This is a genomic window from Alicyclobacillus shizuokensis NBRC 103103 (assembly GCF_001552255.1).
GTDB lineage: Bacteria > Bacillota > Bacilli > Alicyclobacillales > Alicyclobacillaceae > Alicyclobacillus_G > Alicyclobacillus_G shizuokensis.
The window spans coordinates 1-25770 of the sequence record NZ_BCQV01000002.1 but is presented as its reverse complement, the minus strand read 5'-3'; the positions used below and the strand labels follow the sequence as shown (position 1 = coordinate 25770).

Annotated in this window: 28 protein-coding genes, 1 tRNA gene and 1 pseudogene; 29 read left to right on the top strand and 1 reads right to left on the bottom strand. The window is 61.8% G+C overall.

From position 1 onward, the window contains the following. The first annotated feature begins 3 nt into the window (after nt 1–3). From ASH01S_RS00805 to ASH01S_RS00690, 25 genes are all read left to right on the top strand, one after another. Nucleotides 4–1158, top strand: a complete 1155-nt coding sequence (locus tag ASH01S_RS00805) for a glycosyltransferase family 4 protein (protein WP_067921994.1) — start codon at nt 4–6, stop codon at nt 1156–1158. A gap of 380 nt (nt 1159–1538) precedes the next feature. Next, nucleotides 1539–2078: a 16S rRNA (guanine(966)-N(2))-methyltransferase RsmD gene (rsmD, locus tag ASH01S_RS00800; protein WP_067921991.1), complete on the top strand. Its 540-nt coding sequence runs from the start codon at nt 1539–1541 to the stop codon at nt 2076–2078. A 30-nt stretch (nt 2079–2108) separates the two neighbouring features. Next, complete coding sequence (gene coaD, locus ASH01S_RS00795) at nt 2109–2654, top strand: pantetheine-phosphate adenylyltransferase (protein ID WP_245628876.1); 546 nt, start codon at nt 2109–2111, stop codon at nt 2652–2654. An 11-nt stretch (nt 2655–2665) separates the two neighbouring features. Next, on the top strand, nt 2666–3475 hold the full coding sequence (locus tag ASH01S_RS00790) for a patatin-like phospholipase family protein (protein ID WP_083516701.1): 810 nt from the start codon (nt 2666–2668) through the stop codon (nt 3473–3475). Between the two features lie 49 nt (nt 3476–3524). Then, nucleotides 3525–4031, top strand: coding sequence for a YceD family protein (locus ASH01S_RS00785; protein WP_067921981.1), 507 nt, complete (start codon nt 3525–3527; stop codon nt 4029–4031). A gap of 80 nt (nt 4032–4111) precedes the next feature. Then, nucleotides 4112–4288 carry a 50S ribosomal protein L32 gene (gene rpmF, locus ASH01S_RS17760; RefSeq protein WP_083516700.1) on the top strand — a complete coding sequence of 59 codons (177 nt, stop codon included), beginning with the start codon at nt 4112–4114 and terminating at the stop codon, nt 4286–4288. 169 nt (nt 4289–4457) lie between these two features. Beyond that, nucleotides 4458–5027, top strand: coding sequence for a transcription factor FapR (gene fapR / locus ASH01S_RS00780; RefSeq protein WP_273366387.1), 570 nt, complete (start codon nt 4458–4460; stop codon nt 5025–5027). After that, nucleotides 5024–6031, top strand: a complete 1008-nt coding sequence (plsX, locus tag ASH01S_RS00775) for a phosphate acyltransferase PlsX (RefSeq protein WP_067921979.1) — start codon at nt 5024–5026, stop codon at nt 6029–6031. Before fapR ends, plsX begins: the two co-directional genes overlap by 4 nt. Before the next feature lie 13 nt (nt 6032–6044). Next, complete coding sequence (locus tag ASH01S_RS00770; RefSeq protein ID WP_281178169.1) at nt 6045–7028, top strand: beta-ketoacyl-ACP synthase III; 984 nt, start codon at nt 6045–6047, stop codon at nt 7026–7028. Between the two features lie 39 nt (nt 7029–7067). Next, the gene (gene fabD / locus ASH01S_RS00765) at nt 7068–8012 is read left to right on the top strand and encodes an ACP S-malonyltransferase (RefSeq protein ID WP_157066921.1); all 945 of its coding nucleotides are present in this window, start codon (nt 7068–7070) and stop codon (nt 8010–8012) included. Then, nucleotides 8009–8746 carry a 3-oxoacyl-[acyl-carrier-protein] reductase gene (gene fabG, locus ASH01S_RS00760; protein WP_067921974.1) on the top strand — a complete coding sequence of 246 codons (738 nt, stop codon included), beginning with the start codon at nt 8009–8011 and terminating at the stop codon, nt 8744–8746. The genes fabD and fabG overlap by 4 nt, the downstream gene beginning before the upstream one ends. Nucleotides 8747–8870: 124 nt before the next feature. Next, nucleotides 8871–9104 carry an acyl carrier protein gene (acpP, locus tag ASH01S_RS00755; RefSeq protein ID WP_067921971.1) on the top strand — a complete coding sequence of 78 codons (234 nt, stop codon included), beginning with the start codon at nt 8871–8873 and terminating at the stop codon, nt 9102–9104. Between the two features lie 92 nt (nt 9105–9196). Then, nucleotides 9197–10435 carry a beta-ketoacyl-ACP synthase II gene (fabF, locus tag ASH01S_RS00750; RefSeq protein ID WP_067921968.1) on the top strand — a complete coding sequence of 413 codons (1239 nt, stop codon included), beginning with the start codon at nt 9197–9199 and terminating at the stop codon, nt 10433–10435. A gap of 99 nt (nt 10436–10534) precedes the next feature. Further along, complete coding sequence (rnc, locus tag ASH01S_RS00745) at nt 10535–11254, top strand: ribonuclease III (protein ID WP_067921965.1); 720 nt, start codon at nt 10535–10537, stop codon at nt 11252–11254. After that, nucleotides 11235–14810 (top strand): chromosome segregation protein SMC, encoded by a 3576-nt coding sequence (gene smc / locus ASH01S_RS00740; protein ID WP_067921961.1) that lies wholly within the window; start codon nt 11235–11237, stop codon nt 14808–14810. Before rnc ends, smc begins: the two co-directional genes overlap by 20 nt. A 4-nt stretch (nt 14811–14814) precedes the next feature. Beyond that, nucleotides 14815–15726: a signal recognition particle-docking protein FtsY gene (gene ftsY, locus ASH01S_RS00735; RefSeq protein ID WP_067921958.1), complete on the top strand. Its 912-nt coding sequence runs from the start codon at nt 14815–14817 to the stop codon at nt 15724–15726. A 63-nt stretch (nt 15727–15789) separates the two neighbouring features. Continuing rightward, entirely contained in the window at nt 15790–16155 is a 366-nt protein-coding gene (ylxM, locus tag ASH01S_RS00730; protein ID WP_083516697.1) for a YlxM family DNA-binding protein, read from the top strand. Between the two features lie 33 nt (nt 16156–16188). Continuing rightward, nucleotides 16189–17649 (top strand): signal recognition particle protein, encoded by a 1461-nt coding sequence (gene ffh, locus ASH01S_RS00725; RefSeq protein ID WP_067921955.1) that lies wholly within the window; start codon nt 16189–16191, stop codon nt 17647–17649. Between the two features lie 46 nt (nt 17650–17695). Beyond that, nucleotides 17696–17968, top strand: a complete 273-nt coding sequence (gene rpsP / locus ASH01S_RS00720; RefSeq protein ID WP_067921951.1) for a 30S ribosomal protein S16 — start codon at nt 17696–17698, stop codon at nt 17966–17968. An 89-nt stretch (nt 17969–18057) separates the two neighbouring features. Further along, nucleotides 18058–18288, top strand: coding sequence for a KH domain-containing protein (locus ASH01S_RS00715; RefSeq protein WP_067921949.1), 231 nt, complete (start codon nt 18058–18060; stop codon nt 18286–18288). Nucleotides 18289–18322: 34 nt separating this feature from the next. Then, on the top strand, nt 18323–18748 hold the full coding sequence (locus ASH01S_RS00710; protein ID WP_245628875.1) for a YlqD family protein: 426 nt from the start codon (nt 18323–18325) through the stop codon (nt 18746–18748). A 98-nt stretch (nt 18749–18846) separates the two neighbouring features. After that, entirely contained in the window at nt 18847–19413 is a 567-nt protein-coding gene (rimM, locus tag ASH01S_RS00705; RefSeq protein ID WP_067921947.1) for a ribosome maturation factor RimM, read from the top strand. A 4-nt stretch (nt 19414–19417) separates the two neighbouring features. Next, entirely contained in the window at nt 19418–20185 is a 768-nt protein-coding gene (gene trmD / locus ASH01S_RS00700) for a tRNA (guanosine(37)-N1)-methyltransferase TrmD (protein WP_067921943.1), read from the top strand. 205 nt (nt 20186–20390) lie between these two features. Then, nucleotides 20391–20467: transfer RNA gene (locus tag ASH01S_RS00695), tRNA-Arg, on the top strand. Nucleotides 20468–21255: 788 nt separating this feature from the next. After that, the gene (locus ASH01S_RS00690) at nt 21256–22212 is read left to right on the top strand and encodes an RluA family pseudouridine synthase (protein ID WP_067921940.1); all 957 of its coding nucleotides are present in this window, start codon (nt 21256–21258) and stop codon (nt 22210–22212) included. A 14-nt stretch (nt 22213–22226) separates the two neighbouring features. On the opposite strand, the gene ASH01S_RS00685 is transcribed toward ASH01S_RS00690, so the two are convergent. After that, on the bottom strand, nt 22227–22631 hold the full coding sequence (locus tag ASH01S_RS00685) for an acyl-CoA thioesterase (RefSeq protein WP_067921937.1): 405 nt from the start codon (nt 22629–22631) through the stop codon (nt 22227–22229). 135 nt (nt 22632–22766) lie between these two features. On the opposite strand from ASH01S_RS00685, the gene ASH01S_RS00680 reads away from it, so the two are divergent. The 4 genes and pseudogenes from ASH01S_RS00680 to ASH01S_RS00665 all read left to right on the top strand — a co-directional run. Beyond that, on the top strand, nt 22767–23801 hold the full coding sequence (locus ASH01S_RS00680; protein WP_083516696.1) for a M23 family metallopeptidase: 1035 nt from the start codon (nt 22767–22769) through the stop codon (nt 23799–23801). Between the two features lie 241 nt (nt 23802–24042). Beyond that, a complete protein-coding gene (locus ASH01S_RS00675; protein ID WP_067921932.1) occupies nt 24043–24543 on the top strand; it encodes an acyl-CoA thioesterase in 501 nt (166 codons plus the stop codon). Beyond that, entirely contained in the window at nt 24540–25553 is a 1014-nt protein-coding gene (locus tag ASH01S_RS00670; RefSeq protein ID WP_067921930.1) for an asparaginase, read from the top strand. The genes ASH01S_RS00675 and ASH01S_RS00670 overlap by 4 nt, the downstream gene beginning before the upstream one ends. Beyond that, a pseudogene (locus ASH01S_RS00665) lies at nt 25550–25770 on the top strand (hypothetical protein); the annotation flags it as partial. The gene ASH01S_RS00670 and the pseudogene ASH01S_RS00665, both read left to right, overlap by 4 nt.

Here is a 25770-nt window from a genome sequence, read left to right as displayed (position 1 = left end):
GGCATGCGGATTGCCATGTTCACGGAGACGTTCCTGCCGAACACAGACGGCATTGTCACCCGCCTTTGTGCGACCCTGCAGCATTTGGAGAAAGAAGGACATGATGTGCTGCTGTTCGCACCGGCAGGTTCTCCCTCTGAATACGCGGCGGCGCAAGTGGTGACCGTACCGTCGTTTCGCTTTTTCCTCTACCCGGAAAAGAAGTTTCCGATGCCATGGCCGGTGGGGCGGATGTTGGCCCAGTTCCGCCCCGACTTCATCCACGTGGTGAATCCGGCGTTCGTCGGGCTGGCCGGGATATGGTACGCCAAGCGCATGCGTCTCCCGCTCATCGCCTCTTATCATACCAACGTCCCGACATACGCGCGTCATTATCATCTCGACTTTCTCGAGCCAGTCCTGTGGTGGTATTTTCGCCTGCTGCACAACCAGGCCCAGATCAATCTGTGCACGTCCAAGGCCACATGGGCGCTCCTGGAAGAGCACCGATTTCGCAATCTGGGACTGTGGGAACGCGGGGTGGACGTCGCTTTATACCAATCGGCCCGTTCCTCGGCAGCGATGCGCCGTCGGTTGGCCCGGAACATGGCAGAAGGCGACAAGATTCTTCTGTATGTCGGGCGACTGGCCAGCGAAAAGGCCATTGAGCGCCTGCGCCCAGTGCTGGACGCGGAGTCGCGGGTCCACCTGGCCATCGTCGGCGACGGGCCGTACAGGCCCGAACTGGAGCGGGTATTTGCCGGGACGAACACCGTGTTCACGGGCTACATGCACGGTAAGGAACTGGCCGAGGCGTACGCTTCGGCGGACGGTTTCGTGTTTCCATCCACCACGGAGACCTTGGGGCTGGTGCTGTTTGAAGCCATGGCGAGCGGTTTGCCCGTGTTGGCTGCGGACAGTCCGCCGACCCGAGAGGTGTTGGAAAATGGACAAGCCGGGTTTATTTTCGATGCTGCGAATGTCGACGATTTAATTGAGGGTGTTCGTGAATTATTGTGGAATGAGCCACGCCGCCGTGCGGTGTTGCAGCGGACCCGGGCGATTGTGGAAAACCTCGACTGGAGCGGCCCGACCGAACAGCTGCTCGCCCACTACCGGCGGCTGTTTGCGGAGCAGCCGGCGGTGCGTTCGACCCCGGTCCGCGGTTCTCGTCTCTGAGGGCCGCGGGTGCCCTGCCGGATATTGTATCCTCAACCGAAGCCCAGCGATCAGCTTTTCCTTCGCAAACAAAAACCCACGCCCGGGTACGCGTGGGTTTTTGCCGCTTTGCTCCGCGGAGACTGCTTGCACCGTCTCGTTTGGGCAATGGCGTTTATTCTGGGAGAGGAGAAACCGGAGGAAGAGCTTATGGGGACTAAGTCTTCTCCCACGGTTGCCAACAACAGCTCTCGCCGTTGTCATTACCAGCATTTCCGGTAATGTCTTGAATTATACATCTGCTGGAAGAAAAATCGTCCGTCGTTGGAACCGCCCGTCGGTTGGGCGGGACATTGGGCGTTGTGGCATAATGTAAAGAAAGAACCGACGGAGGATACAGCGTGCGCATCATTGCTGGACGGTGGCGCGGTCGGCGCTTATTCAGCCCGCCGGGGCTGGTGGCTCGACCGACGACCGACCGCGTGAAGGAATCCATGTTCAATCTGCTGGGGCCGTTTTCCGGTGAGGAACACGTGCTTGACCTGTTTGCCGGCTCGGGCGCGCTCGGACTGGAAGCGTTGAGCCGAGGGGCGGAACAGGCGGTCTTTGTGGACCGGCATCCGCAGAGCATTGCGACCATTCGCCGTAACGTCGCGGCCTTGGGCGCTGCCGGAGCGGCGCAGGTGTGGAAGATGGATTGGCGGTCGGCGTGGACCCGGTTGACGGGGCCTGTCGACTGGGTGTTCGTGGATCCGCCCTACCGCGAGCGTCTATGGCTGCCCGTGCTGGAAGCGGCGGCAGCGCACGCGCCTGGGGTTGGCGGGGTGGTCTGCGAACACCCACACGAGGAGGTCCTTCCTGACTCCAGCGGACCGTTTTCCATATGGAAGGCGCGCCGCTATGGGGATATTCAAATCACCATTTATGTTCGCCGCGGCTGATGGCAGTCGCGCCATGCCCGGCGGATGGAGATGAGCGCCGTGACTCTTGCGATATACCCGGGCTCGTTTGATCCGGTGACCAACGGCCACCTCGACCTGGTGGAGCAAGCGGCCGCGGTGTTTGATCACGTGATCGTCGCGGTCTTGCAGAATCCGACGAAGAGCCCTTTGTTCACAGTGGGGGAGCGGGTGCACTGGCTGCGCAACGCCGCGCGCCGGTGGCCCAATGTGGAGGTGGATCAGTTTCAAGGTCTGCTGGTGGACTACGCGAGACTGCGTGGAGCGGCCGTGATTGTGCGCGGGGTGCGGGAAATGGCCGATTTTGAAGCCGAGCGCAGGATGGCCCAGATGAATCGGCACCTGCATCCGTCCCTGGTTACGGTGTTTCTGCCCTCCCACAGCCAGTATGCGTACGTCAGTTCGTCCTTGGTCAAGGAGGTGGCTTCGCTGGGAGGCGACGTGGGGGGACTCGTGCCAGACGAAGTGGCCGAGGCCCTGTATGCTCGGTTTGCCCAGCGGCCACCGGCGGCGGAGGGGAGTGAATCGAACCCGCGTGGGCCGTCTGGCGCAGGGTGAGGTGATTCGGGATGCGCAAGCGGCGCGTCGCTTTGGCGTTGGGATCCGGCGGAGCCAAGGGATTTGCCCATGTCGGTGTGCTCAAGGCGTTCGACGAACACCAGATCCAGGTCGATGTGGTCACCGGATCGAGCATGGGCAGCCTGGTGGGAGCCTTCTACGTCACCGGCATGAGGCCCGATTTCATGGAGCGATTGGCCTCCAGCTTGCGTTGGCGGCACTGGATAGACTTGAGGGTGCCCAAGCTGGGGTTGATTGGCGGCGACAAAGTGTGGGAAATGGTCAAACTACTGACGCGGGGCTTGGCTATCGAAGAGCTGGATCGCCCGTTCGCGGCCGTGGCCACGGACCTGGTCGCGCGGCGTGCCGTAATCCTGCGAAGCGGCCTCTTGGCTGACGCGGTGCGCGCCAGTATCGCCATCCCGGGCGTGTTTGTGCCTTTGCGCAAGGGTGGCCAGGTGCTCGTCGACGGGGGTGTCATCGAACGCGTCCCGGTCGCGGCGGCGCGCGCCTTGGGGGCGGACCTGGTCATCGGCGTGGACGTGTCCACCGGCACGCGACCGTCTGTACCGGAAACCATGCTCGACGTGATCATGCAGTCGCTGGACATCATGCAGGAGCAGTTGTTGGTCCACCACCCGGCCGATCTCCTGATAGCGCCTGATTTGTCGAGCGTCGGGACGTCTCACTTTCATAAAGCGAAGGAGGCCATTCGTCTCGGCTACGAAGCTGCACAGGCGAAGATGCCCGACATTGTGGCCCTGCTCGGGTCTCGGACGGAGGCGTATCCAACCTCGGTGGACCGTCCGCCTCAACGCTGAACAAGGAAACGGGTCAGCTTGGTCGCACCTGACAACGAGGTGAACAGCCGTGCAATTGGAACTGGAACAAGCGAAGCGTCGTCCGATGCATGTGGAAGGTGTGGTCGAGCTTCCCCGGATTGCCCAGGAGAACCCGCAGGTCGCGCGGATACAACCGGTGGTTGTGCGGGTCGACGTGGATTTTACAAAGAGCGTGTACCGTTTGCGGGCGGCGCTGGCGACGGAAGTGGAGTACGTCTGCTCGCGCTGCTTGGAGTCTTTTACGGCGCCCTTGCAGACGGAGTTTACGGAACGCCTGCGTGTCTTGGGGACCGAGGCAGCGGCGGATGAGGACATCTTAACGGTGGATTCACCTACCGTTTTGCTCGATCCGTATGTGGAGCAGGCGCTCAACCTGGCCCTCGAGTACCGGCCGTTGTGCCGCGGGGATTGCCGCGGCTTGTGCGTCGAGTGCGGCTGCAACCTGAACGAGCGGCAATGCTCGTGCGACACCAGGCGCGTAGATCCTCGCCTGGCCGTGCTGCAAGACTTGCTTTCCAAGGACGATTCGGAGTAATATCATGCGTGGCGGATTCTCGGCGCAACGTTGCCGACAGCACGTGTGGTATGGACAGCCTGCAAGGGAGGTGTAGAAAGATGGCGGTACCTCAACATAGAATCTCGAAGACGAGGAAACGCATGCGCAGGACTCACTTTAAACTGGAACTCCCTGGCATGGTTCGTTGTCCTGAGTGCGGCGAATACAAACTGTCGCATCGTGTCTGTAAGAATTGCGGTTCTTATAAAGGGCGTCAAGTGGCGTCCACGAATTGAGGAGCAGCCCGTGGGCACGCAGCAAGGAGCCGGCCGTGGTGTCGGCTCCTTGCTGCGTTTCGGCATCTTGCCATCCGACGGCAAATCAGGTATTTTAGAACTACCTATTATGAGTAGGTGATAATGGTCTCGGCGGCAACCTTCTGCCTGCGGAAGTGAGGGATGGGCGCTGCGCAAATCGGAACGGAGATTAGCCTTGGTTCGGATGCTGACAGAAAACCCGTTTGCCACCGACGAGAAGTTGGCCGAGACATTTGGCGTCAGTGTGGCGACCATCCGCTTGGACCGTCAGGCGCTCAACATTCCAGAAGTGCGAGAACGGATTCGGCGCGTAGCTGCGGACCGGCAGGACGAGGTGCGCGCACTGGACGCGCACGATGTGGTCGGCAGGATTGTGCGGCTGGAACTCAACCGCCTGGGGATATCTGAACTCCCCATCACGTCGTTGCATGTGTTTGCCCGCAACGGCATTGTGCGCGGCCACGTGTTGTTCGCCCAGGTCAATTCCCTGGCGATGGCTGTGATGGATGAGGACTCGGCGGTGACCGCCAAGACGGAGCTCCGGTTCTACCGTCCTGTCCGGCTTGGCGAGACGCTGCGGGCGCGCGTGGACGTGACGGCTCGTCACGCCGGGGTCCTGAAGTGTCGGGCACACACTGAAGTGGATGGAGAGACCGTTCTGGACGGCTGGATTTGGGTCGCCAGGGCGTCTGCCAGGACGTGGGAGGGACAGGATTGAAACTAGCGGTAGATGTCATGGGTGGCGATTTGGGAGCCACGGCGCCGCTTGCCGCGGTGGGCGAGTTGGCCCGCTCCCATCCAGACGTGGAGTTTTGTCTCGTCGGCAGCGAAGCGGTTGTGACCCAGGCGAAGAATCTCACGCTGCCGGCCAATGTCCAGATGGTTCCCAGCCAGTCCGTGATTCAGCCGGATGAGGAGCCGGTGCGGGCCGTGCGTCGCAAGCCAGATTCGTCGCTCGTCATGGCGGCGCGGATGGTGCGTGAAGGGGAGGCCGACGCGATGGTCTCGGCGGGCAACACGGGGGCCCTGGTGGCTGCTGGGCTCTTGACCATCGGACGTTTGGCGGGCATCGAGAGACCGGCGCTGGCGCCGGTATTACCGACTTTCCAAGGCCACGGTGTGCTGCTTCTGGACGCGGGGGCCACGATGGACGCGTCACCCTTTAACCTCGTGCAGTACGCCCATATGGGGGCGGCTTACTCGCAGCATGTCCTTGGTGTAGCCAAGCCGCGAATCGGCCTGCTCAACGTGGGCACCGAGGCGCTCAAGGGCAACAACCTGACCAAAGCCGCGTACGAGCAACTGGAGGCATGCGGGCTGAATTTTATCGGCAACGTGGAGGCGCGCAACTTGCTGGAGGGCGCCTGCGACGTGGTCGTTTGCGACGGGTTTGTCGGCAACGTGGTCCTGAAACTGACGGAGGGTATCGGCCTGGGATTGTTCCAAGCGCTCAAGACGGAGGTGGCACAATCCGGACTGATGGCCAGGTTGGGCGCCGCCCTACTGGCCCCAAAGCTGCGCGCGTTTGCGGCGGAATTTGACTATGCCGAGTACGGCGGAGCGCCCTTTTTGGGGGTGGCCGGAGGCTGCATCAAGGCGCACGGCAGCAGCAATCAGCGCGCATGGTACACGGCGCTCGTGCAGGCGATTCGGTTTTGCCGACAGGAGGTCAACACAAAGCTGATTTCGTCCCTGCAAAAGCAGGACCTGCACCATGCTTGAGGAGGATGATGGGGTGACGATACGGGCAGGCATTCTGGGTACGGGGTCCGCGCTGCCGGATCAGATTCTGACTAACGCAGATCTGGAGAAAATGGTAGAAACAGACGATGAATGGATCACCTCGCGGACGGGCATCAAGGAGCGCAGGATTGCCCCCGAAGGGACGACGACCTCTGACTACGCCACGCTGGCGGCGGAGCGCGCCTTGGCGGATGCCGGGATGGCGGCATCGGAGCTGGATTTCATCATTTGTGCCACGGTGACACCGGATATGATGTTCCCGGCAACCGCCTGCTTGGTGCAAGACCGCATCGGGGCCACTCATGCCGGAGCGATGGACCTATCGGCTGCCTGCACCGGATTTTTGTACGGGGTCGCCACGGCCGCGACGATGGTGGAATCGGGGCGCTTTCGCCGCGTGCTTGTGATTGGCGCCGATCTCCTGTCCCGCGTTGTGGATTATCAGGACCGCACCACGTGCGTGCTGTTTGGCGACGGAGCGGGCGCGGCGGTGGTGGGGCCGGTCGACGGCGAGCGCGGGTTTTTGTCATTCAACCTCGGCAGCGACGGCGGCGGCGGCAAGCACCTGTATCTGCCGGCGGGCGGATCGAAAATGCCGGCCACGGCCGAATCCATTGAGGGGCGTATGCACTACCTGAAGATGGAGGGGCGAGAGACGTTCAAGTTCGCCGTCAAGGCGATGGCGGCGTCGACGGAGCAGGTGCTCGCCGAGGCGGGGTTGACTCGTGACGACATTGACCTGCTGGTGCCGCACCAGGCCAATATCCGCATCATTGAAGCGGCGCGGGATAGGTTTGGCATTCCGGCGGACAAGGTCGTGACGACCATCCATAAATACGGCAACACGTCGGCCGCCTCGATTCCGGTCGCCCTGGATGAGGCCCTTCGGGAGGGCAGAGCTCAGGCGGGGGATTTGGTGGTGCTGGTGGGGTTTGGCGCCGGTCTGACGTGGGGAGCGGCTGCATTGCGGCTGTAACGGCGTTTGCCGAAGGTATCCAATGGAGGAGGAGTGTTTGTGGAGTGGGCTTTTGTCTTCCCGGGCCAGGGCGCTCAGTATGTCGGGATGGGCCAGGAACTGATGGACCGGTACCCCATTGCCGCAGAAACGTTTCGGGAAGCGGATGAGGCGCTGGAGTTTTCGTTGACGAATCTGTGCCGCGAAGGGCCGGCGGAGCAGTTGCGGCTGACCTATTACACGCAGCCCGCGTTGTTGACCATGGGAGTGGCGGCTTATCGGGTGTTTGCCGCAGAGTGTCCCTTGCGGCCGGCAGCGGTGGCCGGACACAGCCTGGGCGAGTATACGGCTCTGGTGGCTGCCGGTGCGCTCTCCTTTGCCGATGCGGTGCGTTTGGTGCATCTGCGCGGGCGCTGGATGGACGAGGCGGTTCCCGCGGGTCACGGCGCCATGGCGGCGGTCCTGGGACTTTCGGAGTCTGAATTGGACTCCGTCTGCCGGGAGGTGTCCAGCTCTGGAGAGGTGGTAGAGTTGGCCAACCTCAACTGCCCCGGTCAAATTGTGATTTCAGGCACGAGGGCCGGGGTGGACGCCGCCGGACGTCTGGCCAAGGAACGGGGCGCGCGGCGGGTGTTGCCGCTGGAGGTGAGCGGGCCCTTCCACTGCAGCCTGATGCGGCCCGCCGCGTCCAAACTGTCCACGGAACTGGCCAAGACGGCGATTCAGGATGCCCAGGTGCCGGTGGTGACCAACGTGGACGCCCAGCCCGTGACCAAGCAGGAGGATCTGCGCCACGCTCTGGAGCGGCAACTGTGTTCTCCGGTCCGGTTTGAGGCGGATGTGCGACGCATGTTGGACATAGGGGTGCAAGGCTTTATCGAGTTCGGCCCGGGTACGGTCCTCTCGGGGCTCATCCGCAAGGTGCAGCGAACCGCGGTCACGCAGCACGTGGAAGATGAGGCGTCGCTTCGCGCGAGCCTCTCAGCGGTGAAGGAGTGTGAATGATGGGAGTTGTGTCGATTGTGACGGGCGCCTCGCGCGGCATCGGCCGCGCCATCGCGGTGGCGCTGGCACAAAGCGGCGGCCAGGTGGTCGTGAACTTTGCCGGGCGCGAAGCCGACGCGCGGGAAACGGCACGCCTCGTGCAGGAAGCTGGCGGACAGGCTATCGTGGAGCAGGGAGACGTCAGCCGGCGCGAGGACGCCGACCGCCTGGTGGAGTGTGCCCTGGCCGCGTTCGGCCGCGTCGATGTGCTGGTCAACAATGCGGGCATCACCCGCGACACGCTATTGATGCGCATGAAGGATGACGATTGGCAGGCGGTGCTCAACACCAACCTGACCGGCGCCTTTCACATGCTGCGCGCGGTCACACGCCCGATGATGAAGCAGCGATGCGGGCGTATCATCAACGTGACTTCGGTGGTGGGGATGGTGGGCAACGCGGGCCAGGCCAACTACGCGTCTGCCAAGGCGGGGCTCATCGGCTTGACGAAAAGCGCGGCCCGCGAGTTGGCGGGGCGCGGCATTACCGTCAACGCGGTGGCGCCGGGGCTGGTGGAAACCGATATGACCACCGCGCTGCCCGGTCAGGCGAAGGAGCACATGCTCCAACAAATTCCGCTCGGCCGCATCGGGCGTCCCGAGGATGTGGCGGCGGCCGTGGCTTTTCTGGCTTCCGACGCAGCCGCTTACATCACAGGTCAAGTGATTGCGGTCGACGGCGGTATGGCGATGTAGTATACTCTGATTCCATGTAGTATACTTTGCGCAGAGGACGCGACGCAGGATGGTTGCGCGCCCGCGCTGGCGGCCCATGGTCCCAAGCTGGACAAGGGTGCCACAGAGAGCAGGAGGTGAAAGGATGGCCGACACGTTTACGCGCGTGAAGAGCATCATTGTCGACCGCCTTGGTGTGGATGAAGACAAGGTGACATTGGATGCGACGTTCAAGGACGATTTGCAGGCCGATTCGCTCGATGTTGTCGAGCTCATCATGGAGCTGGAAGACGAGTTCGACCTGGAGATTTCCGACGAAGAGGCGGAAAAGATCAGCACGGTGGGGGATGTCGTTACATACATCGAACAGCACCAATGATTTGGAAAACCGGATGAACGTAGAGGCAACAGCCATGCTTGAAGTCCCGTGCGTTTGCCGGGGCTTTCTGTCCATCTAGGCGGGGTGACAACGTGAAGCGACGAGTCGTTATCACCGGGCTTGGAGTCGTCACGCCACTCGGGAACGACGTATCGACCTTTTGGGACAATCTTGTCGCCGGACGGTCCGGGATTTCCCGAATTGAATCGTTCGACGTCTCCAGTTTGCCCGTACAAATTGCAGGGCAGGTCAAGGAGTTTGAAGTCGAAAAATACCTGGATCCGAAGGAAGCGCGGCGCATCGACCGCTTTGCGCAATTCGCCATTGCGGCGGCAACGCAGGCCGTGGAGGATTCGGGATTGGATATTCGTGAAGACAATGCAGACCGTGTCGGTGTGTATATTGGTTCCGGTATTGGCGGGATTCACACCCTGCTTGAGAACCACATTGTGCTGCGGGAACGTGGGCCACGGCGCGTCAGCCCGTTCATGATCCCGATGATGATAGCCAACATGGCTTCCGGTCATGTTTCCATCCTCACCGGGGCGCGCGGTCCCAACAGCGCTTCGGTGTCGGCGTGTGCGACGAGCACCAATGCCATCGGAGACGCCTTCAAGATTATCGAGCGGGGCGCCGCAGACGCGATGCTCGCCGGCGGTTCCGAGGCGGCCATCGTTGACCTGGCGATTGCCGGATTTGCCAACATGAAGGCTCTTTCCACGCGCAATGACGAGCCCACGCGGGCGAGCCGTCCGTTCGACAAGGACCGCGACGGCTTCGTGATGTCGGAAGGCGCGGGCGTGATGGTGCTGGAGTCACTCGACCATGCGCTGGCGCGCGGCGCCCGGATTTACGCCGAAATCATTGGCTACGGCATGTCCGGGGATGCGTACCACATCACGGCGACGCCTCCGGACGGATCGGGCGCGTACCGCGCCATGCGACAGGCCCTGGAGGATGCAAACCTCCGTCCCGAGGACGTGGACTACATCAATGCGCATGGAACTTCCACGGAGTTGAACGACAAATCGGAGACGCTGGCCATTAAGGAACTGTTTGGTGAGCACGCGTATCGCCTGGCCATCAGCTCGAATAAATCGATGATTGGTCATATGCTGGGGGCTGCCGGCGGTGTGGAAGCCATCGCCACCGTGAAGACACTGGTGGAGGGGACTTTACCTCCGACGATCAATTACGAAACCCCCGATCCCGAATGTGACCTCGATTATGTTCCAAACCAGGCGCGCAAGGCGCAACCGGAAGTGGCGATGTCGAATTCCTTTGGATTCGGCGGCCACAATGCGGCCATCATCCTGAAACGCTATTCCTGAATCTCCGCTCGCGCACGCCGCGTCCGCCGTGGCGGGCGTGCGTCGAGCGGCTTCCACCATGCATATGAGACTGCCAGGCGAGGAATGGGAGTGCCCGATGTGTCCAATAAGTGGGTTGAATTACAAGAGCGATTGCAGATTCATTTTCAGTCGGAACCTCTTCTGAAGCAGGCTTTTACCCATGCATCCTATCGAAATGAACACCGCCGGTCTTCACTGCAAGACAATGAACGTTTGGAATTCCTTGGCGACGCGGTACTGGAGCTGGTCGTGAGCGAGTATCTGTATCGCACCATGCCCAACGTGTCAGAGGGAGAAATGACGCGGTTGCGAGCGGCCATCGTGTGCGAGCCCTCGCTGGTCAGTTTTGCCAGGCGAGTGCACTTTGAGCAGTTTGTGCGGCTCGGCAAAGGCGAGGAGCGCTCAGGGGGGCGTGAACGTCCAGCCTTGCTCGCCGACGTATTCGAAGCGTTCATTGGGGCTCTTTATTTGGACCAAGGATTGGATGCGGTGAAGGCGTTTGTGGAGAAGTACGTGTTTCCGTATATTGGTCAAGGAATCGCCCCGGATTATAAGACTGCGCTGCAGGAGTGGGTGCAGCAGCACGTGGGGACCCAGTTGGCCTATCGGGTGGTCGATGAACGCGGCCCGGCGCACGCGAAGCAGTTCAGCGTGGAGGTTGTCATCGGCGGGCGTGTGATGGGCAGCGGTGTCGGCAGGTCGAAAAAGGAAGCGGAACAAAAAGCGGCGCAGGCTGCTCTCCACATGTTGCAGGAGGGGGCCGCGGGGGGGCCTGAAGGTGTTCCTGAAACGCCTTGAAATCCTAGGCTTCAAATCGTTCGCCAACAGGACCGTGGTCGATTTCTCGGCGGGCATCACCGCCGTGGTCGGTCCCAACGGTAGCGGCAAGAGCAACATTTCGGACGCCATACGCTGGGTGCTCGGCGAGCAGAGCGCTCGCAGCCTGCGCGGGGCAAAGATGGAAGATGTGATTTTCGCGGGCAGCGATTCGCGCCGGCCGGTCAATTTCTGCGAGGTGTCTCTAACTTTGGACAACAGCGACAACCGTCTCCCGGTGGTCTTTGACGAGGTGACGGTGACGCGTCGGGTCTATCGCACGGGCGAGAGCGAGTACCTGATCAACCGCAAGCCCTGCCGGTTGCGCGACATCACCGAGTTGTTCATGGATACAGGGTTGGGCCGCGAGTCGTATTCCATCATCGGGCAGGGGCGGATTGAGGAGATGCTTTCGACGCGCCCGGAGGACCGGCGGGGTCCGTTCGAGGACGCGGCAGGCATCGTCAAGTTCAAATACCGGCGCAAAGAGGCGGAACGCCGGCTGGAGGAAACCGCCGCCAATCTCGTGCGGATCGACGACATCCTGGCTGAATTGCGCGCGCAGGCGGGCCCCCTCGAAGCCGAGGCAGAGAAGGCGCATCAGTACAACGTGTTGGCGGAAGAGCTGAAGCGACTGGAAATCACCCTTTTGGTGGCGGAGATTCAAGAGCTGCAGCGGCGCTGGCAGGCCAGTTCGCAGACGGTGCAGGAGCTTTCGGAGCAGCGGCGGCAGGCGTTGGCCCAGGTACAGCGCGAGGAGGCCACACTGCAGTCGGCCCGGCAGCAGTTTGACGCGGTGGCGGCAGCGGCGGGAGAACGGCAGCGGCAGGAAGTGCAGGCCGTGGAGGAACGCCAACGCCTGGAGGGGCGCGCCGAGTTGATGGCCGAGCGCGTCCAGAACCTGCTGCAGACCGTGGAGGATCGGAGACAGCAACTAGCCCAGCAACAGGCGGAAACGGCGGAACTGGCGGCGGCAAGGGAAGAACAGGCGGACCGGCTGGCGCTCCTGACCGCCCAGTTGGAAGCCAAGAGCGCGGAACTGGAGGCCGCGGCCGAAGCGGTGGATCCCGACCGGCGGGCCCAGTTGGAAGCGGAAATTGAGGACCTGAGCAGTCGCTTGCTTGAGGCGCACAACCGAGCGGCGACGCTGCGCAACGAGGTGCGGGCGGCACAGGAGGCCAAGACCGGGGAAGCGCGCAGGCGGGAGCGACTGGTAGCTGAACGGGCGCGCTGGGAGGATGAGATTGCCAAGATCGACGCACAGTTGGCGAAGATTGAGGCGGACCGGGCGGACAGAGCCCAGCGCCTGGAAGAGGGGAAACAGCTGCTGGCCGCGGCCAACCAAGAGGCGAAGCGGGCTGCTGAACAAGAGGTCGCCGTGGTGCAGGACCTGCATCAAGTGGAGTCCAAGGTTTCCTCGCTGAAATCCCGTTTGGAACTGCTGCGGGACTTGGAAACGGGCTATGACGGGTACGCTGCCGGCGTGCGCACAGTGCTCCAGGCTGCCGACAAGGGGCGGCTCGGGGGCGTCCATGGCGCCGTGGCGGGTTTAATCCGGGTCGACAAGCGGCTGGAACTGGCTGTTGAGACGGCGCTGGGCAGCGGTTTGCAGAACATCGTCGTGGATGACGAGGCGAGCGCGCGGGAGGCGATTGCTTGGTTGAAGAGGAGGCAGGCCGGGCGCGCGACTTTCATGCCCCTGGACGTGATTCGGGGGCGGCGTCTGAGCGAGCGGGATTGTCAACAGGTCGCGGGCCACAGCGGTTGGCTGGGTATCGCCAGCGACCTGGTCGAGTGTGCGGCTCCCTATCGGCGCGTGGTCGAACACCTGTTGGGGAACGTGGTGATAGCCGAAACCCTGCAGGCGGCCAATGAGATGGCACGCGCCTTGGCCTACCGGGTTCGGCTGGTCACGCTGGAAGGGGACGTGGTCAGCCCCGGCGGACTGATGTCGGGAGGCAGTCATGCCCGCCGCGGACCGGGGCTGCTCGGCCGGACGCGCGAGCGCGAGAGTGTGGAGGCGGAGCTGGCGGCCAGTCTGAAGCAGGTGGAGGCGCTGCGGGAGCGGCAGCAGGCGCTGCGAAAACAGGCGGTGGCCGCCCAGGAGCGGCAGCGGCAGGCGGGTGAGGAGATGACCCGCCTGCGGGCGGAGTCGGCCGCCTTGGAGGCGGACCTGCGGGAGTGGCAGGCGCGGCGACAAAGCGCTGAGGATCGTCGGGAAGCCGCGCGTTGGGAAGCGGAACAGGTGTTGGAGAGCGAGACGAACCTACGCGAACGCGAGGCCGCGGCGCAGGCGGAACTGGCAGACGCCGAGGCGCAGGTGGAGCAGGTGGAGAAAACTCTCTTGTCTCGCCGTCAGGAATTGGAGCAGCGCACGCTCGAGATGGCCGCAGCTCAGGAGCGGGTGACGGGTCTGCGGGTTGAGACTGCGGCGTTGAGTCAGGAGCAACGATCCCTGGCGCAACGTGTGGAGGAGTTGAACCAACGTATCGAGCGCGGACACGAGCGGGCGCGGGAATTGACGAGCGAGATGAAGCGGCTGCAGGATTCGATACAGCGCACGCGCCAGGAGGAGGCTGTAGTGCGCGAGCGCTTGGCCGACGTGCGCGGCGCCTTGGCCGAGGTGGAGTCGGACCTGCAATCGCTTCGCCAGGCGCAACTGGCGGCCGAGCAAGAGGTGGGTCTGGCCGAACAGCGGTTGCGCTCGGCGCAACAGGGTCTGGGGGCGGTCGATGAGCAACTGCGGCGGGCGGAACTGGCCGCCGAGCGGGCCGACGCCGAACTCCAACACGCGCTGGCCCGGTTGGGTGAGACGCACCACATGACGTATGAGTGGGCGGAGGCGCAGTATCCGTTGTTGCAGCCGGTGGATGAACTGCGACGGCAAGCGGACGAACAAGAGCGGCGCATACGCGCCTTGGGGGACGTGCGGCTGGGCGCGATTGAGGAGTGGGAGCGATTGTCCCAGCGGCTTCAATTCCTCACCCAGGAGCGGGAGGACTTGGAGTCGGCGCGGGGGCAATTGGTGGACCTCATCGAGGACATCGACCGCGAGATGGCGGAGCGGTTTGCCAACACGTTTGAGCAGATCCGACAGGAATTTCAGATGGCCTTTCGACAGTTGTTCGGCGGCGGGCGGGCAGACCTGGAGCTGACCGACAGCGAAGACGTGCTGCACAGCGGTATCGAGGTGATGGCGCAGCCGCCGGGCAAGAAGCTGCAGAACCTAAACCTCATGTCGGGCGGAGAGCGGGCGCTGACGGCGATGGCGCTGTTGTTCGCCATCCTGCGCGTGCGCCCGGTGCCTTTCTGTGTGCTGGACGAAGTGGAAGCGGCGTTAGACGAGGCGAACGTCAGCCGCTTCGCCAGGGAACTTCGCCGCTTTGCCGATGATACCCAGTTCATCGTGATCACGCACCGGCGCGGCACGATGGAGGAGGCGGACGTACTGTACGGGGTGACCATGCAGGAGTCGGGGGTATCCAGTCTGATCAGCGTCCGCCTGGAAGGGGACGGAGATATGGAAACTGCGGGGTGATGTCGTGGGACTGTTCGATAAATTTCGCCGGGGACTGGGCAAGAGCCGAGAGGCGGTGTTCGGGCGGATCGGCGAGCTGCTGTCGGGGCGCAGGCTAGACGACAGCTTGTACGACGAGATGGAGGAATTGCTGATAGCGGCGGACGTGGGGGTGGACACGTCTCTTTGGCTTGTGGACCGAGTGCGGGATCTGGCGCGCCGGCAGCGGGTGAGCGACGCACAGGAGCTACCCCGTCTGCTGGAGGAGGCCATGCTGGAAGCGTTGGCGGGGGCTGACACGTCCATGCGGCGGGCGGTTGAAGGCCCGACCCTCTATCTGTTCGTGGGCGTCAACGGAGTGGGCAAGACCACCTCTATCGGGAAACTGGCGCACCGCCTGCGGCGGGAGGGGCAAAAGGTGATTCTGGCTGCGGGGGACACGTTCCGCGCGGCTGCGATTGAGCAACTGCTGGTGTGGGGGGAACGGGTCGGCTGTGACGTCGTGCGTCACGCTCAAGGGGCCGATCCGGCCGCCGTCGTGTACGATGCGATTGTGGCGGGGCGTGCACGTGCGGCGGATGTCATTCTCTGCGACACCGCCGGCCGCCTGCACAACAAGGGGCACCTGATGGCGGAACTGTCGAAGATCGCCAAGGTCGCGGCCCGCGAGCTTCCGGGTAGCCCGCACGAGGTGCTGTTGGTCGTGGACGCCACCACAGGGCAGAACGCGCTCAACCAGACCCAAGCGTTCCGGGAGGCGGCCCACGTAACGGGAATCGTCCTGACCAAGCTGGATGGCACGGCGAAGGGCGGGGTCGTCCTGCCCATCGTCCGGGAACACGGCGTGCCGGTGAAGTGGGTGGGTCTGGGGGAAGGGGCCGACGATTTTGAACCGTTTTCTGCGGAGGCATTCGTGTCGGCCATTGCCCGCCCGTAGGCGGACGAACGGGTATGGATGGCTGTAAAGGTGAACAGCTTGACATGGGTGGGGGTTCCGTGTATGATCGACAAGGTCACGCGGATGGCCGCTTTGTATGATCTGTACGGCAAGCTCTTGACACCACGGCAGCGGCAGGTGTTTGAGCTGACGTATTTTGACGACTGGTCCCTGGCGGAAATCGCGGAACACCTGAGTGTGAGCCGGCAGGCGGTTCACGACAACCTGCACCGGGCCGAAGAGCAGTTGGAGCATTATGAAGCGCAAGTCGGATTTTGTGCGTGGCTGCAGCGGCTGCAGGTGCTGGTGGAGAACGCGGCGGCGGTCGGTCAGACAGCGTACCCACTCCTCCCGGACGCTGTGACGGCGCGCTGGCAGTCTGCCTTGGACGCGTTGACGCAGGCGGTCTCACGAACAAGCCCGGAGTAGTTTCCCACCGGGTGGAGACGAGGGGGGGTCAGATTGCTCGACGGATTATCCAACAGTTTGCAAAAGGCGCTTGGCCGGTTGAAGGGCAAAGGCAAGCTCACGGAACAGGATGTCCAGGCGGCCATGCGCGAGGTGCGACTTGCCCTGCTGGCTGCCGACGTCAATGTTCAGGTTGTCCGTCAGTTCGTGGACCGTGTGCGGGAACGAGCGGTCGGGCAGGAAGTGCAAAAGAGCTTGACGCCTGGCCAACAGGTGGTCAAAATCGTCCACGACGAGCTGACGCAGTTGATGGGCGGCGAGCAGGCTCGTCTGAACATGGCCTCCCGTCCGCCGACCGTGGTCATGCTGGTGGGGCTGCAGGGGGCGGGCAAGACCACCGCCGCGGCCAAACTCGCCTTGTCTTTTCGCCGACATCAGCACCGGCCCTTGTTGGTGGCCGCCGACGTGTATCGCCCGGCAGCTGTCAAGCAGCTGCAGGTGCTGGGGGCGCAAATCGACGTGCCCGTATTCGATCTGGGCACCGATGTCGATCCGGTGGACATTGCTGAACGCGGTGTGGACGAGGCCCGCCGTCAGGGAGCGGACGTCGTCATTGTGGATACGGCTGGACGGCTGCACATCGACGAAGCCCTGATGACGGAACTGACGCGCATGAAGGAACGCTTGCAGCCGAATGAAATCCTGCTGGTTTTGGATGCCATGACGGGTCAGGACGCGGTGCGGGTGGCCGAAACATTCCACAAGGAACTGTCCCTGACCGGGGTCGTGCTGACCAAGTTGGACAGCGATACACGCGGCGGCGCGGCTTTGGCGGTGCGGGCTGTCACCGGTTGTCCCATCAAATTTGTGGGCGTGGGCGAGAAGATTGAGCCGCTTGAATCTTTCCACCCTGACCGTCTGGCCTCACGCATCCTCGGCATGGGCGATGTGCTCACCTTGATTGAAAAGGCCGAGCAGACGGTCGATTTGGACAAGGCCAGGGAGATGGAGGAGAAGCTGCGCAAAGCGCAGTTCACCCTCGACGATTTTCGCGAGCAGCTTCAGCAGGTTCGCAAACTCGGCCCGCTCGACCAAGTGTTGAAAATGCTGCCGGGCGCCAATCGGTTGAAGGGGCTCGAAAATGTCAACCTGGATGACAGCCGTTTTCGCCGGATAGAAGCGATTATTTCTTCGATGACGAAGGAGGAGCGCATGAATCCGGCGATTATGAACGCCAGCCGGCGCCGTCGCGTGGCCAACGGCAGCGGCGTCACCGTGCGGGAAGTCAATCAGGTGCTCAACCAGTTCGACCAGATGCAGCAGATGATGAAGCGTTTCGCCGGCGGAGGCAAATTTGGCCGCAGGCAGGCGTTGCGCGCGATGAGGTCGCTGGGCGGGGGCGGATTGCCGGATATGTCGGCCCTGTCCGAATTGGCTCCAGAGTCGGGGCGGGATGCTCCATCGCTGGAACCCAGGCCGCCTCGGCGGCACAGGTCCAAGAAAAAGAGAAAGTGATGCGTTATTTTGAATCGCGTGAACTGTACTCAGGAGGGATTATGACATGGCAGTGAAGATCCGTTTGAAGCGTATGGGCGCGAAGAAAGCTCCGTTCTATCGCGTGGTCGTGGCAGACTCTCGTTCTCCGCGGGATGGCCGATTCATCGAGGAGATTGGATACTACAATCCCTTGACCCATCCTGCTGAGGTCAAGATTGATGAGGAGAAGGCGCTCAAGTGGTTGGGCAATGGGGCGCAGCCGTCCGACCGGGTGCGATATCTGTTGAGCCAAGCAGGAGTCATGAAGAAGTTTCATGAATTGAAGCTGCAAAAATAACGGACAGACGGACACGGCTTCAGGATAATTGTGGGAGCGCCCGCGGAACCATCTTCATGGAACGGCCAACGGGGCGGCGGGAGGCATGCATGAGAGAACTCGTCGAATACCTGGTGAAATCCCTGGTTGAATTTCCGGATCAGGTGGTTGTCGCTGAAGAGCAGCGTGGCGAAGTGATTGTGTTGCGGGTTTCCGTGGCAGCCAGCGACGTTGGCAGGGTCATTGGACGGCGGGGGCGGATAGCCACGGCCATTCGCAACGTCGTCGGCGCGTCCGCGTATCTGCAGGGAAAACGAGTGCTGGTTGACATCGATTCCTGACCGTGATTCGGGTCCAGGCGAGGAGGATATTCCTTTGCTGACCATTCGTCAACCTGTCGCTGTGAAGATCGTCATGACGGAGACGACGAAGCAACAGATCATAGCTGAGTATCGGCGCCAAATTGAGCAGTTGACCATGGAGTTGGATCAGATTGAGCAGCAGGGACGGCAAGCCATCGAACAGGCTATGGCCCAGGGGGGCGAAGTCGCGCAGCGGGTTCGCGAGCAGGTGGAGGAGGAGCGCAACAAGCGGGTGCAGCAGCGCGAAGAGCTGATCCAGCAGATTCAGCAGGTGCAGCAGATGCCCCTGGGGACCGAGGTCCAGAACATGACGGTGGAGACCACTGTCGATGTTCATGTGGGCGATGATTGGTCGGAAATCCTGCGCGGCGCGGAGATCATTGTGAAAGACGGGATTGTTCAAGAGATTCGTCAGCGGGGCGCATCATTGAGCGACTGACGGCAGGGCATGACCATATCGGGGGGCGCGTTGCGCCCCTTTTGTGCGTTGGTTTTGTTCCGGTGCGCCGGCGATTGGTGAACGGAAGGTGCGAGCGGATGGAGCTGGAGTACTTGACGGTGGGTGTGATTGCCAACACGCACGGATTGAGGGGAGAGCTTCGGGTTTTGCCGCGGACCGATTTCCCGGAGCAGCGGTTCGCGCAAGGAGTTTCGTTGTGGCTGCGACCCGGTGGCCAGACACCGATTAAACAACTGGTGGTTCGGTCCGCCCGGCCCCATAAGCAGTTTTGGTTGGTGCTGTTTGAAGGTGTCGCATCCATAGGGGATGTCGAGGCTTGGAAAGGGATGGAGCTATGCGTCCCCGTATCGGAGCGCATGCCTCTGCCGGAGGAAAGCTACTATATCGACCAGTTGATTGGATTGCAGGTCTACAGCGACGATGGTGCCTACGTGGGCGAATTGGTGGATGTCCTGACGCCCGGGGCCAACGACGTATACGTGGTGCGAGGGCCTCTGCAGCGACAGGATGTGCTGTTGCCCGCCATTCGTGACTGCGTTCGCGAGGTCGATCTCGCATCCGGCAGGATGGTGGTCCATTTGCTCCCTGGCCTGCTGGAGGAGGAATCAGACGGCGCCGCGGCTCGTCGGGGTGAGCAGGAGTGATGGGATGCTACAGATTTATATTCTGACTCTGTTTCCGGACATGTTTCACGGCGTGCTGTCTGAAAGTATCTTAAAGAGGGCCGTGGAGCGCGGGCGAGTGAGCATTGAGCTTGTGAACTTCCGGGATTTTGCAACGGATCGCCATCGCACGGTCGATGATTACCCGTTCGGCGGTGGCGTGGGCATGGTGCTGAAACCGCAGCCGATCTTCGACGCGGTCGATCACGTGCGCAAACGGGGTGGGGCGGTTCCAACGGAACGCGTGTTGCTGATGACGCCGACCGGCCGTCCGTTCACGCAGCGGCTGGCGCAAGAGTTATCGGAGACCGATGGGCGGCTGATCTTCATTTGCGGCCACTATGAAGGATTTGATGAACGCGTCGCGGAGCACCTGGCAACGGATGAAGTTTCGTTGGGGGACTTCGTGATGACTGGCGGGGAAATCGCCGCCATGGCCATGGTTGACGCCACGGTTCGGCTCTTGCCGGGGGTTTTGGGAAACGAGGCGTCGGCGGCAGAGGAATCCTTCGTCACTGGACTGCTGGAGTATCCGCAATATACGCGGCCGGCGGAGTTTCGTGGCTTGAAGGTGCCAGATGTGCTGTTGTCGGGTCATCACGCCCGTATTGAGCAGTGGCGGCGCGGGCAGGCGTTATATCGGACGTGGCGCAAACGTCCCGATTTGCTGGCGCAGGCTCAGCTCTCGGACAAGGACATGGAACTAGTGGAAGCCTTTCGGAACGGAAATTTTTCTGTGCTCCTTGACGAGTGAGACGAAGCGTGGCCCCATGGATGTGGGAAGGCCCCCGGTGCGAAATCAGTGGCTGTATCCCGTTTGTTCGCAACCGGAGGCCTACACCATCGTATGGTCCGCAACGGTGAACCGTGCCAGCAGTTGTCGGTAGTTGGCAGCTTCAGCGGAGAGACCAGGGCTTGATCAGGGCGGGGCTCTCATTCATAATGAGGGATAAGGTCATGTGCCCGTAGCTCAGCCGGACAGAGCGCTTGACTACGAATCAAGAGGTCGGGAGTTCGAATCTCTCCGGGCACGCCATCCAGGCTGCCCGTCTGCGGAAGGAAGCAGACGGGCGATGTGTGGTCACGACATGACATTCCCTTGAATCCATCGCATGGCACGTTCTCAGCCAGAGGCTCATCACTTTCCATGGAAAATCGAAGGTGTTCCGCAGGGAAGAGTGGGATCCAGTGAGTGAGACCGGGGGCCAAACTCCAGTACGCGGGCGGGCACGGACTCATTTGGACAACTCCGCTGCCAGGGTATCCACGCTATGAATGGCATGTCTGTATTGTTCAGCTTTCTTGGTCCACAAATTCGACTGGTCAGAAATGTGCTTGGGATCTACGCCGGATCTTACGTTCTTCTCCGCCCAAGCGTCAAGCACACTGGCGGCATCCCAGTAGGGTTTCGATTCCCATCCATGTGGCGAGAGCGCGCCGTAATCATTCGCTTGCTGCCAGGTTCGCGCCGCGAAACTCCCCTCGAGTGAAAGTTGCGACCGCATGTGTTTGTTCGTCGATAGCGTACCGCCAGCGTGAAGGCAATTACGAAGATGTGGTTGATTGGGTTCTATGGGCCCGCGATGCACCGCGCCAGACCCGCCTTTCCAGAGTCGTTTCGCCCAACGTACCATAGAGTTATGATAAGAATACAGAAAAAAGAACGACAATCACCAGGGAGTAGTGGCTGCTTGCGTTGAGGGCCCATCTTGTGTACCATGAGCAGCTGTCCACCAGTGAGACCGTGCTGTCGGTCGACAGAGGGTTGACACATCGTTCTCATGCGGCCACTTCTATACATACAGGGCGGTGAAGGCAGATCACATGATTGAACTCCGCATCGACCGACAGGACGCGGGCAAAAAAGTGCACCGTTACTTGCGCCAATTGTTGCCCGGGGTCCCTTTGTCGGGCATCTACAAGATGCTGCGTACCGGGCGCGTAAAACGCGGCGGACGGAGAGTCAAGGCCGACGATGTATTGGCAGCTGGAGATATCCTGCACCTGTACATGGCCGACGTCGACTTCGCCCGCGTGCGGAAATCGGCACGGAAGTTCGCGGGGATTGACGCGCGGGTGGATGTCCGCTACGAGGATGAGGACATCCTGGTCGTGGCCAAGCCGGCAGGGCTGTTGGTCCATGGAGCCGGTGCGGAGCACAAGGATACGCTGGTCAATCGGGTGGCTGCCTACTTGTATCACGTATCGGGGGAGTCTGACACGGTACCAACCCGCTCTGCGTCACGGGTCTTTGCTCCCGCACCCGTCCATCGATTGGATCGAAACACAAGCGGCCTGGTGGCGTTTGCCAAGACGGCCGAGGCCGCACGCCGGCTGTCCGAGGAGATCGCGGATCACCACGTGCGCAAATGGTACGTTGCCATCGTTGTCGGTGAGATCGAGGACCACGGCGTGATTCGGGCCCGGGTGGAGCGAAATCCGGTGCAAAACGTCACGTCGACCGCGGAGACTGGGAAGCCGGCGGAAACGCGGTTCACGCGGGTGGCGGCGAGAGCCGGCACCAGCCTGGTGCGGATTGAGTTGGTGAGCGGTCGGACGCACCAGATTCGAGCCCACTTCGCGTCCATCGGGCATCCGCTCGTGGGGGATGTGAAGTATGGCGCTCCGCGCTCTAAACAGGACACGCATCAATGGCTGCACGCGGGCGCCCTTGAGTTCCCGAATGGACGTCGAGTGACCGCTGCCTTGCCTGAGCAGTTCCGGCAGCGATTATTGGAACTCGGTTACACCCCGGATGAGCTCCGACGGGCGCTGTCGTAACGGCAGCCCGGTCGTCACCGTTCCAGGGCGTACTGGCGGATGCGGTCTGGAACAGGAACCTTGCTTCGCGCGACCGGATCGATGGTCACCAAGGTGATTTCGGCATCCAGAATGCGTTCTCCGCGTTGATTGACAATCTCCTGTGCCATCACGAAACTGGTGCGGCCAACGCGCAGCAGGTTGGTCCGAACGCGTAGGTTGTCGTTCTGGCGGGCCTCCCGACGGTAATTTGCGTTCACATTCACCACCACGGTGACGACACCGAGGTCGCGCAGGGTCGCATAGTCCAAACCCAGCTGCTCGTACCAATCTTCTCTTCCCCATTCCAAGTATTCCAGGAACTTGGCATTGTTCACGTGGCCGTTGACATCGATTTCTGTAGACCGGACCGTAATGTCAATCTCATTCTGCCATGTCATCGGCGCGCCCCTCCTCCCAAGCATGTCCGCACGCAGCCAGCATACCACAGCCGCATAGTTTGGGCCGACACGGGCACGGTATAGGCAGACAGTTACGCGCAGCAGAGCAATGGGCATGCGGAAGGTGGGAAGATGATGCGACTGGGACGGCTGTACGCGGGTGCGGCGTGCCTGTTCGCTGTCTGGACGGCAGCTGGACCGTGTTCCGCTGCGACTTTGCGGTCCGCGGAGTCAGCTTCGGTGGCGAGCGCCCCAGCTGCTCACTCCATCCCTCGTCAGCAGCCCCTGCGCTCCCTCTATGAGGAAGCGGCCAGGTGGTACGAGATGCCGTGGGCACTGCTGGCAGCCATTGATAGGTATGCTGACCTCACCAAGAGCCGGACGGATCGGCAGGAGGCACCATGGTACGGGTTTGCCTTTGCCCCCTCCGCGTGGGCTGGCATCGACAACCCGGACAGCACGGACGTAAACCCGGTCACCATCGCGCTGTTCCGCGGCATTGGGGTCGATGCCAATGGGGATCGCCTGGCGCTGCAATGGGAAGCAAAGGACCGCATTTTTGCTCTCGCCCGCTGGCTGGACGAGCAAAGTGGGGAAGAGGACGTGGAGGAGTCTGTGTGGAATCTGTTTCAGGATCCGGTGGCCATGGACCGGATTTTCGAATTCCAAAAGTTGTTTGAGCGCTTCGGCCTGAACCCACGCGGTCATTGTTTTCCACTGGACAAGCGGTATAATTACACGGTTGAATACAGTTTTGGCGCAGGGCGCAGTTACGGCGGCCGCCGCATGCACGAAGGGGTGGACATTTTCGCGGGCTATGGAACGCCCGTCTTGGCCTGCAGCTACGGATACGTCGAGTTGATGGGATGGAATCGCTTTGGCGGCTGGCGTGTCGGCATCCGCGATGCCAACAATATGTACTATTACTACGCCCACCTCTCGAGCTTTGCCAAAGGATTGAAACGGGGCGATCTCGTTCAGCCCGGTCAGGTTATCGGCTATGTGGGCAGCAGCGGCTATGGACCGCCCGGCACCAGCGGGAAGTTTCCCGCCCACTTGCACTTTGGCATTTACCGCGACACGGGCCACGGAGAATGGGCGTTCAGCCCCTCTGGATTGTTGTCCCTCTGGCAGCGCCAGCCTCAGCGCATCTTACCACCCCAACGCTGACTTGCGCGACCCGGCGACAGACACGGGATACGTCTTCCCATTCTTGAACCGAGTGTCTTCGACAACGTAAAATGGAAACAACATCAACGGCCTTGGCGAGTCCAGCCAGGGACTTTTTTGACCACACGGGCTGCTGCCTGTGTCCGAGCGGTGGTTGACCTCCTGTGCGTGGACGATGCTCCATAGTGAACATTGGGCCGCTTTGTCGTGCGGTTCGGATGATTTTTGAAGGAGCGTTGGTATGGAAGCGAAACCCGTGGGTGCATCGCGCACCACCCTAACCGATTTGATTCTGCCGCCGGACACGAATAATCTGGGGACGATGTTCGGCGGTCGGGTGATGGCATACGTGGACAAGGTAGGCAGCGTCGCGGCCATGCGCCATTCGCGCCGCCCGGTGGTTACGGCCTCCAGCGACAGTCTCGATTTTCTCGAACCCATCCGGGTGGGGCAGGCGATTTTGATTGAGGCGTTCGTGACGTGGACGCACCGCACCTCCATGGAGGTTCACGTCAAGGTGGAGTCAGAGAACCTGGTAACGGGCGAGATCAAACTCACGGCCACTTCCTTCTTGACCTTTGTGGCGCTGGGGCCTGACGGGCGGCCGACTCCAGTGCCGCCCGTCATCCCGGAGACGGAAGAAGAGAAATGGCTGTACGAGACGGCTCCCGAACGCTATGAAGCGCGCAAGCGGAGAAAACTGCGCCGGGCGCAGCTTAGGAAAGGTGAATCGACGATATGAGCCAAGTGCTGGTGGAGGTGTGGCGCGGACCCTTAATAGAATCGGTGCACCGCGGCGATCTCGCGGTGGTCGATGTGCGCGGGGAGCTTTTGTACGCGTACGGTCACGCGACGCGTGTGACCTATGCGCGGTCCGCCGCCAAGCCGTTGCAACTTGTGCCTCTGCTAGAGACAGGGGCTGCGGCGGCCTACGGGCTGAGTGACCAGGAGATTGCCGTCTGCTGTGCCTCCCATAATGGTGAGGACAGTCACGTGGAGACGGTGCGCGGTTTGCTGCGCCGGGCTGGCATCCCGGAAAGCTGCCTGCGCTGCGGGGTTCATCCTCCCTATTATGCTCCCGCTTATGAAGGTGTGCTGCGGGACGGCGGGGATGTCTTGCCGATACATAACAACTGCTCCGGCAAACATGCGGGTATGCTCTTGTTGGCTCAGCACTTGGGGGCTGACCTGGATACCTATCTGGATCCAGATCATCCGGTGCAAAAGAAAGTGCTGCAAGCGGTCTCTGAGCTGACCGAGGTGGCCGCGGACGAGATAGTCGTCGGTACCGACGGCTGTGGTCTGCCTGTCTTCGGATTGCCGTTGCGGAACCTGGCCTTGGCCTATGCCCGATTGGGACAACCGGACGGGCTGTCGCCTGGGCGCCGGGCCGCGTTGGCGCGGATTCGCGATGCGATGATGAACCACCCGCACTTTGTGGCCGGAACGGATAGGTTTTGTACCCGGTTGATGGAAGCGGCGCCTGGGTCTGTCGTGGCCAAGGTGGGAGCGGAAGGGGTCTACTGCGTCGCACTGCCTGAACTCGGATGGGGACTGGCGTTGAAGATTGACGATGGCAACAGCCGCGCCGCCTACCCGACAGTGGTTGAGGCGCTCGCTCAGATGCAGGCCCTGCCCAGTTCGGCCGTCTCGGAACTCGCCGAATTTCACCGGCCCATGTTGACCAATCACCAGGGAAAAGTAGTGGGCCAGGTGGTGCCCAATTTTCGCCTGGAGTCCATGCACGTATGACGTTTCCTATTAGACCACCAAGGCGAGCATCGGTGCACCTGGATGCTCTGGAACTGTGGCTGGCGACGTGGGTGCCGAGGCTGTTGATGTTCTTCCCCATCATTGACTACGCGCTGCGTCTTCCACCGCTGACCCTTGTCGGCGAGGTGTGGGACAAGCTGGCGTTTGCCTCGCTGGTATGGGTCGCCGTGCGCCGCCACAGGCGGGGCATGCGCCC